Origin of the sequence: Streptomyces durocortorensis (genome assembly GCF_016901035.1) — a bacterium.
Classification (GTDB): domain Bacteria; phylum Actinomycetota; class Actinomycetes; order Streptomycetales; family Streptomycetaceae; genus Streptomyces; species Streptomyces durocortorensis.
The window spans coordinates 1-13,156 of sequence record NZ_JAFEUF010000027.1 but is presented as its reverse complement, the minus strand read 5'-3'; the positions used below and the strand labels follow the sequence as shown (position 1 = coordinate 13,156).

Sequence of the window (13,156 nt, the reverse complement as noted above, 5' to 3'; positions counted from 1 at the left end):
TCTGTCGTCCCCCCACTTACCAAATAAACCCCCCCCCAAAACCTCTCCCCCCGGCGCCGGCGTTTCGGGGGGGGGGGGGGGGGGGGGGCCCGCGGCCCACTGCCCCGGCGCCACCTCCTCCGCCTCCTCCAAGCTCCTCCACGGCGGTCTGCGCTACCTCCAGACCGGCGCGGTGAAGCTGGTCGCGGAGAACCACTTCGAGCGCCGCGCGGTCTCCCGCGAGGTGGCCCCGCACCTGGCCAACCCGCTCACCTTCTACCTGCCCGTCTACAAGGGCGGCCCGCACGGCGCGGCCAAGCTCGGCGCGGGCGTCTTCGCCTACTCCGCGCTCTCCGCGTTCGGCGACGGCGTCGGCCACGTCATCTCGCCGACCAAGGCCCAGCGCGACGTCCCCGAGCTGCGTACGGACGACCTGAAGGCGGTCGCGGTCTACCGCGACGACCAGATGAACGACGCCCGCATGGCGCTGATGACGGTCCGCGCGGCCGTCGACGCGGGCGCGGTCGTCCTCAACCACGCGGCCGTCACCGGGCTCCGCTTCACCCGGGGCCGGGTCACCGGCGCCGAGCTGAAGGACAGCACCGACGGCACCGAGTTCGGCGTCGACGCCCGCCTCGTGCTCAACGCCACCGGCCCCTGGGTCGACCACCTGCGGAAGATGGAGGACCCGAACGCGGCCCCCTCCATCCGCCTCTCCAAGGGCGCCCACCTGGTCCTCAAGCGGACCCGGCCGTGGCGGGCGGCGCTGGCCACCCCGATCGACAAGTACCGCATCACGTTCGCGCTGCCGTGGGAGGACATGCTGCTCCTCGGCACGACGGACGAGGAGTACGAGGGCGACCCGGCGGACGTCTCGGTGACCGAGGCCGACACCGCGCAGATCCTCGACGAGGCGGCATTCTCGATCAAGGACCAGCAGCTGTCGCGCGACCTGATCACCTACTCCTTCGCCGGTCTGCGGGTGCTGCCCGGCGGGCCCGGCGACACCTCCAAGGCCAAGCGCGAGACGGTCGTCACCGAGGGCCGCGGCGGGATGCTGTCGGTCGCGGGCGGCAAGTGGACGACCTTCCGCCACATCGGCCGTACGGTGATGAACAAGCTGGCCGCCCTGCCCGGGCACCCGCTGGCCGAGGACATGGAGCCGATGAACCGGCTGCCGCGGAAGCTGCCGCTCCCCGGTATCGCCAACCCGAACGCGGTCGCCCACCGGCTGCTCATCGACGGCCCGGCGCCCGGCCCGCGCATGGCCCCGGACACCGCCCGGCACCTGGCCACGCACTACGGCTCGCTCGCCTTCGACATCGCCCGGCTGGCGAACGAGAACCCGGAGCTGGCCGAGCGCGTCCACCCGGACGCCCCGGAGATCTGGGCGCAGGTCGCCTACGCCCGCGACCACGAGTGGGCCGAGACGGCGGACGACGTGCTGCGCCGCCGGACCACGCTGACGATCCGGGGCCTGGCGACGGACGACGTCCGCGACGGCGTCGAGAAGCTGCTGGCCGACCGGGACTGATCCACCGATCCACCCCCCACGGGTACGCGGACGGGGGCGGCTTCCTCGCGGGAGCCGCCCCCGTCCGCGTACCCGCAGGCACCGAGCCGGTGCCACACTCCTGCCACACGGGTGCAATGTGCCGCGAGGACAGTGGAGTCCATGCGATTCTCCGTGCTCTCCCTGATCGGCCACGACCCGCACCCGCTGACCGGTGAACTCGTCCCGGCCGCCGACCGGTTCGAGGAGGTGATCGACACCGCGACGATCGCGGAACGGCTCGGCTTCGACGCGTACTCCGTCGGCGAACGGCACGCCGGGGCCTTCCTCTCCTCCAGCCCGAGCGTGGTGCTGGGCGCCATCGCGGCCCGTACGAGCACCATCCGGCTGCTCACCGGCGTGACCGTCGTCGCGATCCTCGACCCGGTCCGGGTGGCGGAGGACTTCGCGACGCTCGACCAGATCTCCCGGGGCCGGATCGAACTGGTCGTCGGCAAGGGCGCGGAGGCGGGCCACTTCGACCTGTTCGGTCTGGAGGAGGAGCGGCAGTGGGACCTCCAGAAGGAGAAGTACGAGCTGCTGCGCCGGCTGTGGAGCGAGGAAGGCGTGGACTGGGAGGGCGAGTTCCGGCCGCCGCTGAAGAACGTGACGACGGTGCCGCGCCCGTACGCGGGTGTGCTGCGTATCTGGCACGGCTCGGCGACCAGCCTCAACTCTCCCGAGCTGGCGGCCAAGCACGGCGACCCGCTGTTCACGGCCAACGCCATCCAGCCCCGTGAGGCGTACGCGAAGCTCATCGCGCACTACCGGGAGCGGTTCGAGGCGTACGGGCACGATCCTGCGGACGCGAAGGTCGCGGCGGGATCGGGCGGGCTGCTCATCGCGGACAGCTCGCAGGCGGCCGTGGAGCGTTACAAGGAGCTGTACGAGGCGAAGGTGCGGCAGACCTTCAAACCGCATCTGGCGGGCAGGGCCGGCTACAACACCCCGTTCCGCACGATCGAGGAGGCGATCGAGGGCGGCCCGCAGCTGATCGGCAGTCCGCAGCAGATCATCGACAAGATCCTCGGCTGGCACGAGGTCTACCGCCACGACCTCCAGTCGATCACCGTGGACGGCTTCGGGCTCGGCCGGCCGGAGCAGGTGGAGACGCTCCAGCGGTTCGCGGAGGAGATCGCCCCGGTGGTGCGGCGGGAGGCGCCGTCCTCGCTGCGGTACTGATCGAACAGTGTTCACCCGGCCGTGCAAGAGGGCTGCGGCCGGGGGCCCGGGAAGCCGTAAGGTTGCTCCGTACGTATGGAGACATCGGAAGGAGGCCCGGGTGATCGAGCTCGAGTCGGTGCCCGAGCTGGTCGACCCGGTCATGGTGGCCGCGTTCGAAGGCTGGAACGACGCCGGGGACGCCGCCTCCACAGCGGTCGGTCATCTGGACCGGGAGTGGAAGGGCGAGGTGTTCGCGGCGCTGGACGCCGAGGACTACTACGACTTCCAGGTCAACCGGCCCACGGTGTGGCTGGACGGCAACACGCGGAAGATCACCTGGCCGACGACGCGCCTGTCCGTGGTGCGGGTGGGCGGCGACAAGCCCCGCGATCTGGTCCTGGTGCGCGGCATCGAACCGTCCATGCGCTGGCGGTCGTTCTGCAACGAGATCCTCGGCTTCGCCCATGAGCTGGGCGTCGAAATGGTCGTCATCCTCGGCGCGTTGCTCGGCGACACCCCGCACACCCGGCCGGTGCCGGTGAGCGGGGTCACCTCCGACGCGGACCTGGCGCGGACGATGGACCTGGAGGAGACGCGGTACGAGGGCCCCACCGGCATCGTCGGGGTCCTCCAGGAGGCGTGCACGCACGCCGGGGTGCCCGCGGTCAGCCTGTGGGCGGCGGTCCCGCACTATGTGTCGCAGCCGCCGAACCCGAAGGCGACACTGGCGCTGCTGAACCGCCTCGAGGACCTGATCGGGCTGCGCATCCCGCTGGGCGAACTGCCCGAGGACGCGCGGGCCTGGCAGCTCGGGGTGGACCAGCTGGCCTCGGAGGACAGCGAGGTCGCGGAGTACGTGCAGACGCTGGAGGAGGCGCGGGACACCGCGGAGCTGCCCGAGGCGTCCGGCGAGGCCATCGCCCGGGAGTTCGAGCGGTATCTGCGCCGGCGGGACGGCGGTCCCGGGCAGGGGCCGGGCGGCCATGCCACGGAGAGCGGGGACGGGTCGTATCTGCGCGATCCCTCCAGCGGCCGCACCCGCCCGCCGAAACCGCCGCGTCCGGAGACGGGCCGGGGAAAGAAGCCTGAGGACAAGGGACCTGACGAGGCGTCGGATCCCGAGGGCGAGGGAGGCTCCGGCGACCGTCCCGAGGAGGACTGACCGGAGCGGTCACGCACAGCGGAGCGGGGGGCGGGAGACGATCCCGTGCGGCGCTCCGGTTTTCCGCGTCCCGTACGGCTCAGGCGCAGTGGAACTTCGCCGCCGCCCAGTCGCCGTGGTCGCCCGTCTTGGACCCGTTGGTGTCGGTGACCTTCAGCCGCACCTGGCGTACGCCGTCGAGCTTCACGTCCGTCGGCACGGTCGCCGAGGCGCCGGTCAGCTTCGGTGAGGTCCACAGCACCTTGCCGTCGCCCTCCACGGAGAACGCGACCTCTCCGTAGCCGTCGATCTCGTCGTCGATCCCGACGTCGGCCGTGAACGCGGTGCAGCGGCCACCGAGATGGACGGCGATGTCGGAGTCGGCGTGGGTGCCGATCCCCTTCTCGTACGTCTTCCCGGCGAGAACGGCACGGAGTTGGGGTGGCCGCCGTCGTCCCAGTTGTAGTCGACGGCGACCTCGACGGTCTTGTCGCGGTGGGTGGTGTTGCCGCGGCCGTTCTGCATCCCGGCCCCGTAGAACTGTTCCTTCGCGCCCCGGGCCAGTGTCTGGACGGTCTGCTCGCCGGTCCAGCTGAGGCCTTCGTCTCGGACCAGATGCGGCTGCCGTCCGCCCGGTGCAGGGCGAAGCGCAGCGGCTTCTTGTAGGCCCGCAGAAGGACCTAGCCGGTCGACAGCTCGTAGCGGTCGCCGAGCTCCTTCCAGCGGGTCCGGGGCGGCTCGCCCTGCGGCAGGACGATGTCGTCGCCGGTGGGGTCGGTGAACTTCCCGTCCGGGGCGAGCTCGATGCGGAAGGTCTCGTCCGAGACGAAGCTGACGCGGGCCTCGGCCTGCCCGGCGGTCAGCCGGTAGACCGCCCCGTCCGCGCGGAAGCCGGTCACGTCCCCGACGGTGATGGTCTCGGTGCTCTCCGGCGGGGCCTCGTCGGCGTGGGCCCCGCCGGGCCCCATGAGGGCCGCGAGCAGTCCGAGCAGCACATGAACATGGACAAAAAGGAACCGGCCCCGAACTTCGTAGAGAAGTCCGAGGCCGGTTCGAGCCATCGGGCGGGCGGCGGAACCCCTACAGCGCGACCCCCAGCAGGGCGTCGACCGTACGCGAGACGACGCCAGGCGCACCCTCGTCCGTGCCGCCCTCCGCGCCCTGGAGCGCGGCCCAGCGGTCCACCGCGGCGAGCGCGGCGGGGCTGTCCAGGTCGTCGGCGAGGGCTTCGCGGACCTCCTCGACCAGCGCGTCGGCGGACGGCCCGTCGGGGCGCGAGACGGCGGCCCGCCAGCGCGCGAGGCGCTCGACGGCGTCGGCCAGCACCTGGTCGGTCCACTCCCAGTCGGAGCGGTAGTGGCGGGAGAGGAGGGCGAGCCGGATGGCCGCCGGATCCACGCCGTCGCGGCGCAGCGCCGAGACGAAGACCAGGTTGCCGCGCGACTTGGACATCTTCTCGCCGTCCAGGCCGACCATGCCGGCGTGGACGTAGGCCTGGGCGAACGGGTGCTCGCCGGTCAGCGCCTGGGCGTGCGAGGCGCCCATCTCGTGGTGCGGAAAGGCGAGGTCGGAGCCGCCGCCCTGGATGTCGAAGCCCATGCCGAGGTGGTCCAGCGCGATGGCGACGCACTCGATGTGCCAGCCGGGGCGGCCCTCGCCGAGCGAGCCCCCGTCCCAGCTCGGCTCGCCCGGGCGGGCGGCCATCCAGAGCATCGGGTCCAGCGGGTTCTTCTTTCCGGGGCGCTCGGGGTCGCCTCCGCGCTCGGCGGAGAGCAGGCGCATCGCCTCGGCGTCGAGGCCGGAGACCTCGCCGAAGTGCGGGTCGGCGTCGACGGAGAAGTAGGTGTCGCCGTCCAGGTCGTAGGCGGCGCCCGCGTCCCGGAGGCGTTCGACCAGGGGCACGATGCCCGGTATGGCCTCGACCGCTCCGATGTAGTGCTGCGGGGGCAGCATCCGCAGAGCGGTCATGTCCTCGCGGAAGAGAGCCGTCTCGCGCTCCGCGAGCTCGGTCCAGTCCTGACCGTCGCGCACGGCCCGCTCCAGCAGCGGATCGTCCACGTCGGTCACGTTCTGGACGTAGTGAACCTGCCGCTTGGTGTCGAGCCACACGCGCTGAACGAGGTCGAACGCGTTGTAGGTCGCCGCATGACCCATGTGGGTCGCGTCGTACGGCGTGATGCCGCAGACGTAGATGCGGGCGACGGGACCGGGGTCAAGGGTGATCCGTCCGCCGGTCGCGGTGTCGTGGATCCGAAGGTCGCGGCCCTTGCCGGGCAGGGCGGGGACCTCAGAAGCGGGCCAGGCATGCATGTCATGAGCGTAACCGGACGATGCTTCCGGATACGAACCGGCACCGGAAACCTGTCCGAAGAGGCACTCTTGCGTGAAACCTCCGGCGGGCGGTAGGCGCGCCGCCTCCGCGCTACACGGGCGGCCAGGGGATGGGCGGCCACTGGCCGCTCGGCCGCGGGTGCACGGCGCTCTTGAGCAGCCCGTCGACCCGCTCCCGCAAGGCCTCCAGCTCGGCCGGTGTGATGAGTTCGGCCATCCGGGTGGCGAGGGCGGCGCCCGGCGCCAGCTCGGCGGCGAGCCGGCCCAGCACCGCCAGGGCCTCCTCGGTGAGCGGTTCGCCCGCCCAGCCCCAGAGCAGGGTCCGCAGCTTGTCATCGGCGTTGAAGGTGACGCCGTGGTCGATGCCGAAGAGGCGTCCGCCGGGCGCGGGCAGCAGATGGCCGCCCTTGCGGTCGCCGTTGTTGATCACCGCGTCCAGCACCGCGAGCCGCCTCAGCCGGGGATCGTCCGCGTGCACGAGCAGCGCGGTCTTCCCCTCCCCCACGTCCGCGAAGCCCACGGCCTTCCAGCCGTCGCCCGGCTCCTCGTCCTCGACGAGCGCCAGCAGCTCGGGGGCGTCCTCGCCGTCCTCGGGGCCGTCGATCCAGAGCTGGACCATGCCCTGCCCGTACGGCCCGTCCCGCAGCACGGTCGGCGGGACGAGGTCCCAGCCGGTCGCCCGGGAGATCTCGTACGCGGCGACCTCCCGCTGGGCGAGCGTCCCGTCGGGGAAGTCCCAGAGCGGCTGCTCGCCGGCGACCGGCTTGTACGCGCAGGTGCGCTCCTCGCCGTCGTACGCCACCGTGCAGTGCAGCACCGCGTTGGACGCCCCGCCGACCTGTCCGAGGACGGTGAGCGCCCCCTCGCCGAGCAGGGCGAGCAGCTCGGTGTCCGTCAGGCTCCGCGACGGTATCCGTTCTGGCGCGGGCATACGTGTCCTTCCGGATCGAGCGGCAGGCTGCACAGCGGGCACGGCGGGCGGCCGGCGTTGACGACGTCCAGGGCCCGCTTGGCGAAGGCGCGGGCCTGGGCACCGCTGAGCCGGACACGGAGCATCGGCGGGCCGTTCTCCTCGTCCTGGAGGAGCTTCTCCTCCGCCTCCGCGAGGTCGTCCTCGGAGTCCGCGTCGAGTTCGACGAGGGCCTGCGCCTCGACGATCATGCGCTGTTCCTCGCCGTCCCAGGCCAGAGCCATGGTGCCGACCCGGAACTCCTCCTCGACGGGCACGTCGAGCGGCGCGGTGTCGGAGACGTCGGTGGGGGCCACGGCGGGCACCGGGGAGTTGCCCCCGGTGCGGCGTACGACCTCGTCGAGCAGTTCGTCGATCCGCTCGGCGAGAGCGGCGACCTGGGTCTTCTCCAGGGCCACGCTGGTGACCCGGCCCTGGGAGGACGCCTGCAGGAAGAACGTACGGCGGCCAGGCAATCCGACCGTACCGGCCACGAATCGGTCCGGTGGGTCGTAGAGGAACACCTGACGGGACACGTCCTGCTCCCTTGAGCTTCGATGGTGGTTGGGCGGCGCTACGGCGCGTCCACCCTACTGCCCGGAGCGATCACGGCGCGCCCGCGCCGCCCCCGACGGTCGCGTCCGCCGAACCGTCACCCGCGGGCGAGGCGGCGGCGTCGGCCCCGACGGAGTGTTCGCGCGGGGCCAGGGAGGCGAGGTCGCCGGTGTCGCCGAGCCGCAGGAGGAAGGGGCGCAGCCGGGTGTAGCGGATCGCGGTGACCGAGCAGGGGTCGACGTGGATGCGCTGGAAGAGGTCCAGGTGCATGCCCAGCGCGTCGGCGACCAGCGCTTTGATGATGTCGCCGTGCGAGCACATGACGTATGTGGCGTCCTCGCCGTGCTCCGCCTCGACGCGCTCGTTCCAGTCGCGCACGGCGTCGACGGCACGGGCCTGCATCGCGCGCATGGACTCGCCGCCCGGGAAGGCCGCCGCCGAGGGGTGCTGCTGGACGACCGACATCAGCGGCTCGTCGGCGAGTTCGGCCAGTTTCCGGCCCGACCAGTGGCCGTAGTCGCACTCGCTGATGCGGTCCTCGGTGTGCAGGGGCAGGCCCGGGCGCGCGTCGAGGAGCGGCTGGAGCGTCTGCCGGCAGCGCTCCAGGGGGCTGGTGACGGCGAGGACCGGGACGACGGCGGCGAGCCGGCCGGGGAGGGCCGCGGCCTGTGCGGCGCCGCGTTCGTCGAGGAGGACGCCGGGGGTACGGCCCGCGAGCACTCCTGCGGTGTTGGCGGTGGAGCGTCCGTGGCGTACGAGGATCAGCGTGGGCATACCCGCCAGCGTACGTCCGAGGTGCGTGGGGACGGACTCACGGGGAAGAATGCCCGCCGTGATCGTGGACTGTGCCATCTACCGGGACGGGCGCCGAACCGAACGGCCCGACGACTTCTCCGACGCCCTGGACGAGGCGCGGGCCTCGCACGACGCATTCCTGTGGATCGGGCTGCACGAGCCGACGGAGGAGGAGTTCGACCTCGTACGGGACGAGTTCGGGCTGCACCCGCTGGCCGTCGAGGACGCGCTGCGGGCACACCAGCGGCCCAAGCTGGAGGTGTACGACGACTCGCTGTTCGCGGTGCTCAAGCCGATCGTCTACGAGCCGGAGAGTGACACGGTCAGCGCCGACGAGCTGATGGTCTTCATCGGCGACGCGTTCGTGGTGACGGTCCGGCACGGCGAGGGGGCGCCGCTGGCGGCCGTGCGCCGGCGGCTGGAGGCCGAGCCCGAGGTGCTGAAGCACGGTCCGACTGCGGTGCTGTACGCGGTGAGCGACGCGGTGGTCGACCACTACATGGATGTGGCCGCCGAGCTCCAGGTCGACCTGGAGGAGCTGGAGACGCAGGTGTTCGCACCGACCGGCTCAGGCGACTCAAAGAACACCGCCGCCCGGATCTACACCTTCAAGCGGCAGGTGCTGGAGTTCCGCCGGGCGGCCGGTCCGCTGACGGCGCCGATGGCCCGGCTCGCGGGGGCGGGCGTGCCGTTCGTCCACGAGCACGCGCAGCCGTTCTTCCGGGACGTCGCCGACCACCTGACGCGCGCCAACGAGCAGGTGGAAGGGCTGGACCGGCTGCTCTCGGACATCCTGTCGGCGCATCTGGCGCAGATGGGCGTGCGGCAGAACGACGACATGCGCAAGATCTCCGCCTGGGCGGCGATGGCCGCCGTTCCGACGATGGTGGCGGGCATCTACGGCATGAACTTCGACCACATGCCGGAGCTGCACTGGCCGTGGACGTACCCGGCGGTGGTCGCGCTGATGGCCCTCGCGGTGTACGGGCTGTACCGGCTGTTCAAGCGGCGCGGCTGGCTCTGAGGGCTGTCCACCGGCCTCAGGCGTACTCGTGCTCGGGCACCGCGGGGCTGCCGAGCGCGTTGCGCCGCTCCGGCATCCGAAGGGTCACCATGCGCCGCCAGCCGACGAGGCGCTCGTACGCGTACACCGCGTGGATGCCCGCGGCGAGAACGGCGGCCTTGGGGCGGGACCAGCCGAGGATGCGCCCCATGTTGGCCATCACGGCGAGGCTGACGTCGCGGTAGACGCGGATCTCGGCCAGGGCGCACTCGCGCATGATGCGCTGGATGGTGCGGCCGTGTCCCTCGCGCGCCAGGGCGAGCAGTTCCTCGTGGCAGTAGGCGAGGTGGTTGTCCTCGTCGTGGGAGATCATCTTCACCGCGCGGCCGATGTCGGGGTGGTCGGCGAAGTAGCGGCGCAGCAGCTGCATCTGCTCGGACGCGCGCTGCTCGGTGATCCGGCTGTGGGCCAGATAGATGATGATGTCGCGCTCGGTGAGCCGCTCCTCACCGCGCAGCCGGGAGTGCGCGAGACCGATGCCCTGCTGCTCCAGGAGCATCGTGTAGTCGGTCTCCGGCGGGACCTCGACGGGCGGCAGTCCGCGCTTCTTCAGGAGGGCGTTGAAGATCCGGCCGTGCTTGTCCTCGTCGGCGCCGTGCCGGACGATCCTGGGGGCCAGGTCGCTGCGGCCCTCGGGGACGAGGGCGGCGATCCGCGCGTTCTCCCAGCCGCCCTGGGCCTCGCCGCTCGCGGCGATGGAGCAGAAGAGCCGGTAGGACTCGTCGTCGTCCAGGATCTCCTGGAACAGGGTCTGCGCTGAGAGCATGACGGCCACCTCCGTACCCGTTGCCCGCGGAGCCGAGGTCCGCGGAGCAGTAGTCCGCAGAGAGAGTCAAATGCGCCGCGGGGCACTCGGCAACCGGAGCGGTCACGGACCGCACGGGTCGACGGTCACGGACGGAGCCCGCCGGGGCGGCGTAACCCCTGGGCGTGCGGCGCGTTGTTCCGGGTGACGGCCGTGGCGGGGAAGACCCCCGAGCCCCCACCACGGCCGTAGTGCTGTCCTCTTCCGTCCCTCAGGCGAGGCCGGAGCGCTCCAGGGCGTCCGTGCCGGCGCGCAGGGCGGTGAGCCGCTCCTCCAGGGTGAAGCCGGCCGGGGCGAGGTTGAGCGTGGTGACCCCGGCGGCGGCGTAGGCCTGCATCCGCTCGGCGATCCGCTCGACGGGGCCGAGCAGCGCGGTCTGGTCGATCAGCTGGTGCGGCACGGCGGCGGCGGCCCCGGCCTTGTCGCCGTCCAGGTACTTGTCCTGGATCTCGGCGGCCTCCTTCTCGTACCCCATGCGCTGGGCGAGCTGGTTGTAGAAGTTCTGCTTCCGGCTGCCCATGCCGCCGACGTACAGGGCGGTGTACGGGCGGAACATGTCGGCGAGGCCCATCACGTCGTCGCCGACCGCCAGCGGCAGCGTCGGGCTGACGTCGAAGCCCTCCATGGTCTTGCCGGCCTTCTCGCGGCCCGCGCGCAGCGGCTGGATCGCGGTCTCCTCCAGGTGCTCGGCGGAGGGGAAGATCAGCAGGGCGCCGTCGGCGATCTCCCCGGTCTGCTCCAGGTTCTTGGGGCCGATCGCGGCGATGTAGAGCGGGATGTGCTCGCGCTGGGGGTGCACGGTGAGCTTGATCGGCTTGCCCGGACCGCCGGGGAGCGGCAGCGTCCAGTGCACGCCCTCGTAACTCACGCGCTCGCGGGTCATCGCCTTGCGGACGATCTCCACGTACTCGCGGGTGCGGGCCAGGGGCTTGTCGAACTTCACGCCGTACCAGCCCTCGGAGACCTGCGGGCCCGAGACGCCGAGGCCGAGGCGGAAGCGGCCGCCGGAGAGCGAGTCGAGGGTGGCGGCGGTCATCGCCGTCATGGTGGGCTGCCGGGCCGGGATCTGCATGATCGCGGAGCCGACGTCGATCGACTCGGTCTGGGCCGCGACCCAGGTCAGCACGGTCGGGGCGTCGGAGCCGTACGCCTCGGCCGCCCAGCAGACGTCATAGCCGAGCCGGTCGGCCTCCTGCGCGACGGCGAGGTTGTCGCCGTCCATGCCGGCGCCCCAGTAACCGAGATTGATGCCGAGCCGCATAGCCGCTCCCCTTACTGATCAGTAACGTCCCTTTCTCCGGACTCTAGCGCGGGCGGCGGCGATCCGGCAGGCCCGGCGGACCTCCGGTTGTCCACAGGCCTCCACTCGGTGGGGCCGTGGCCAGTAATCTCAGCGCCCATGGAGCAGAGGCATCTCGGCCGTACCGGCCTTCGCGTGTCCCGGATCGGGCTCGGCACCCTCACCTGGGGCCGGGACACGGACGAGCACGACGCCGCCGACCAGCTGAAGGCCTTCTGGGACGTGGGCGGCACCCTGGTGGACACGGCCGATGTGTACGGCGGCGGCGAGGCCGAGCACCTGCTCGGGCGGCTCGTCGGCAGCCTGGTCCCCCGTCAGGATCTGGTCATCGCCACGAAGGCCGGGAACGTCCCGGACCCCTATCGCCGCGTCAACTGCTCGCGCGGGCATCTGCTGGCCGCCCTTGACGCGTCCCTGGAGCGGCTCGGCACGGATTACGTGGACCTGTGGCAGGTCCACGCCTTCGACCCGGAAACCCCGCTGGAGGAGACCCTCCAGGCGGTGGACCTGGCCGTCTCCTCGGGCCGTGTGCGGTACGCGGGCGTGTCGAACTTCTGCGGCTGGCAGCTCGCGAGGGCCGCCACCTGGCAGCTCGCCGCGCCCGGGGTGCGCACCCGGCTGGCCAGTACGCAGATGGAGTACTCGCTGCTCCAGCGGGGCATCGAGCGCGAGGTGCTGCCCGCAGCGCTGGACCTCGGGATCGGGCTGCTGCCGTCCTCACCGCTGGGGCGCGGCGTGCTCACCGGCAAGTACCGCCAGGGCACCCCGTCCGACTCGCGGGGCGCGTCCGAGCGGCTCGCCCCGTTCGTCGAGCCGTATCTCGACGACGCTGCGGGCCGGGTCGTGGACGCGGTGGCGACGGCGGCGGACGGTCTGGCGACGAGCCCGCTCCAGGTGGCGCTCGCCTGGGTCCGGGACCGGCCGGGGGTGGCCGCGCCGATTGTCGGTGCGCGCAACGCCGGTCAGCTCGCGGAGGCTTTGTCAGTGGAGGCGCTTAGTCTTCCCTACGAGATCTGCCAGGCGCTCGACGATGTGTCGGCGCCCGTGCACCGCTATCCCGACCAGGACTGGAGCACCCTGTGACTGCGCTTCCCGGGGAGACCCCCGGCACGGACGACGTGGCGGCCGAGGACGTGACGGCCGGGGCGGCCGCCGACCCCGCGCCCGCCGAAGCGCCCGGAGCCGCCGAGGACGGGGAGGCCCAGGTCCGGGAAGCCGAGGCAGCCGCCGAAGACCGGGCCGCCGACACGACGGCCTCGGAAACCACGACCGCGGACGGCACCGCCGACGCGTCGCCCTCCCCCGAGCTCTCGGAGGCGCAGGCCGAGCTGGCCGCCCAGCGCGAGCTGCGGGAGCGGATCGAGAAGCGCAAGGCGGAGAAGGCCGCGCCCATCGCCGCCGGTACGGGTCTGAGCGGCACGGCCGCCGATCTGCTCGCGGCCGTCCGGGCGGTGGAGAGCGGCGAGAAGGCGGGCTCCGCGTTCTTCGCGTCGCCCGCCCCGGCACAGGCCCCCCGGCGTCC

At 72.2% G+C, this 13,156-nt stretch carries 11 protein-coding genes and 3 pseudogenes; 6 read left to right on the top strand and 8 right to left on the bottom strand.

The window, feature by feature from the left end; genetic code table 11:
- Positions 1 to 106: 106 nt before the first annotated feature.
- The 3 genes and pseudogenes from JS521_RS08415 to JS521_RS08405 all read left to right on the top strand — a co-directional run.
- Positions 107 to 1,513, top strand: a pseudogene (locus JS521_RS08415) (glycerol-3-phosphate dehydrogenase/oxidase); the annotation flags it as partial.
- A 141-nt stretch (positions 1,514 to 1,654) separates the two neighbouring features.
- Positions 1,655 to 2,713, top strand: coding sequence for an LLM class flavin-dependent oxidoreductase (locus JS521_RS08410; RefSeq protein ID WP_205082101.1), 1,059 nt, complete (start codon positions 1,655 to 1,657; stop codon positions 2,711 to 2,713).
- Positions 2,714 to 2,813: 100 nt separating this feature from the next.
- Positions 2,814 to 3,857: a PAC2 family protein gene (locus JS521_RS08405; RefSeq protein ID WP_205082100.1), complete on the top strand. Its 1,044-nt coding sequence runs from the start codon at positions 2,814 to 2,816 to the stop codon at positions 3,855 to 3,857.
- Between the two features lie 79 nt (positions 3,858 to 3,936).
- Here the strand turns inward: JS521_RS08405 and JS521_RS08400 are convergent, their stop codons facing one another.
- The 6 genes and pseudogenes from JS521_RS08400 to JS521_RS08375 form a co-directional block, all read right to left on the bottom strand.
- Positions 3,937 to 4,209 carry an NPCBM/NEW2 domain-containing protein gene (locus JS521_RS08400; protein WP_307847810.1) on the bottom strand — a complete coding sequence of 91 codons (273 nt, stop codon included), beginning with the start codon at positions 4,207 to 4,209 and terminating at the stop codon, positions 3,937 to 3,939.
- Between the two features lie 50 nt (positions 4,210 to 4,259).
- Positions 4,260 to 4,804: pseudogene (locus tag JS521_RS08395) on the bottom strand (DUF4968 domain-containing protein); the annotation flags it as partial.
- 112 nt (positions 4,805 to 4,916) lie between these two features.
- Positions 4,917 to 6,146, bottom strand: a complete 1,230-nt coding sequence (gene mshC, locus JS521_RS08390) for a cysteine--1-D-myo-inosityl 2-amino-2-deoxy-alpha-D-glucopyranoside ligase (RefSeq protein WP_205082099.1) — start codon at positions 6,144 to 6,146, stop codon at positions 4,917 to 4,919.
- A 112-nt stretch (positions 6,147 to 6,258) separates the two neighbouring features.
- Positions 6,259 to 7,098, bottom strand: a complete 840-nt coding sequence (locus JS521_RS08385; protein ID WP_205082098.1) for an SCO1664 family protein — start codon at positions 7,096 to 7,098, stop codon at positions 6,259 to 6,261.
- On the bottom strand, positions 7,062 to 7,652 hold the full coding sequence (locus JS521_RS08380) for a DUF3090 domain-containing protein (protein WP_030085580.1): 591 nt from the start codon (positions 7,650 to 7,652) through the stop codon (positions 7,062 to 7,064). The genes JS521_RS08385 and JS521_RS08380 overlap by 37 nt, the downstream gene beginning before the upstream one ends.
- A 70-nt stretch (positions 7,653 to 7,722) precedes the next feature.
- Positions 7,723 to 8,445: a histidine phosphatase family protein gene (locus tag JS521_RS08375; RefSeq protein WP_205082097.1), complete on the bottom strand. Its 723-nt coding sequence runs from the start codon at positions 8,443 to 8,445 to the stop codon at positions 7,723 to 7,725.
- Between the two features lie 49 nt (positions 8,446 to 8,494).
- Between JS521_RS08375 and corA the strand changes: the two genes are divergently transcribed.
- A complete protein-coding gene (gene corA / locus JS521_RS08370; protein ID WP_205082096.1) occupies positions 8,495 to 9,490 on the top strand; it encodes a magnesium/cobalt transporter CorA in 996 nt (331 codons plus the stop codon).
- A 16-nt stretch (positions 9,491 to 9,506) separates the two neighbouring features.
- On the opposite strand, the gene JS521_RS08365 is transcribed toward corA, so the two are convergent.
- Together JS521_RS08365 and JS521_RS08360 are read right to left on the bottom strand one after the other, a co-directional pair.
- Positions 9,507 to 10,295: a ferritin-like domain-containing protein gene (locus JS521_RS08365; RefSeq protein WP_205082095.1), complete on the bottom strand. Its 789-nt coding sequence runs from the start codon at positions 10,293 to 10,295 to the stop codon at positions 9,507 to 9,509.
- A 250-nt stretch (positions 10,296 to 10,545) separates the two neighbouring features.
- Positions 10,546 to 11,595 (bottom strand): LLM class F420-dependent oxidoreductase, encoded by a 1,050-nt coding sequence (locus tag JS521_RS08360; protein WP_205082094.1) that lies wholly within the window; start codon positions 11,593 to 11,595, stop codon positions 10,546 to 10,548.
- A gap of 138 nt (positions 11,596 to 11,733) precedes the next feature.
- On the opposite strand from JS521_RS08360, the gene JS521_RS08355 reads away from it, so the two are divergent.
- Together JS521_RS08355 and JS521_RS36510 are read left to right on the top strand one after the other, a co-directional pair.
- Positions 11,734 to 12,717, top strand: coding sequence for an aldo/keto reductase (locus JS521_RS08355; RefSeq protein WP_205082093.1), 984 nt, complete (start codon positions 11,734 to 11,736; stop codon positions 12,715 to 12,717).
- Positions 12,714 to 13,156, top strand: a pseudogene (locus JS521_RS36510) (DNA helicase RecD); the annotation flags it as partial. The gene JS521_RS08355 and the pseudogene JS521_RS36510, both read left to right, overlap by 4 nt.

Bases quoted from the DNA above. Each gene is read 5' to 3' on its own strand.
- JS521_RS08355 (WP_205082093.1), top strand. From the start codon at position 11,734: ATGGAGCAGAGGCATCTCGGCCGTACCGGCCTTCGCGTGTCCCGGATC.
- JS521_RS08410 (WP_205082101.1), top strand. From the start codon at position 1,655: ATGCGATTCTCCGTGCTCTCCCTGATCGGCCACGACCCGCACCCGCTG.
- JS521_RS08360 (WP_205082094.1), bottom strand. From the start codon at position 11,595: ATGCGGCTCGGCATCAATCTCGGTTACTGGGGCGCCGGCATGGACGGC.
- JS521_RS08365 (WP_205082095.1), bottom strand. From the start codon at position 10,295: ATGCTCTCAGCGCAGACCCTGTTCCAGGAGATCCTGGACGACGACGAG.
- corA (WP_205082096.1), top strand. From the start codon at position 8,495: ATGCCCGCCGTGATCGTGGACTGTGCCATCTACCGGGACGGGCGCCGA.
- JS521_RS08385 (WP_205082098.1), bottom strand. From the start codon at position 7,098: ATGCCCGCGCCAGAACGGATACCGTCGCGGAGCCTGACGGACACCGAG.
- JS521_RS08375 (WP_205082097.1), bottom strand. From the start codon at position 8,445: ATGCCCACGCTGATCCTCGTACGCCACGGACGCTCCACCGCCAACACC.
- mshC (WP_205082099.1), bottom strand. From the start codon at position 6,146: ATGCATGCCTGGCCCGCTTCTGAGGTCCCCGCCCTGCCCGGCAAGGGC.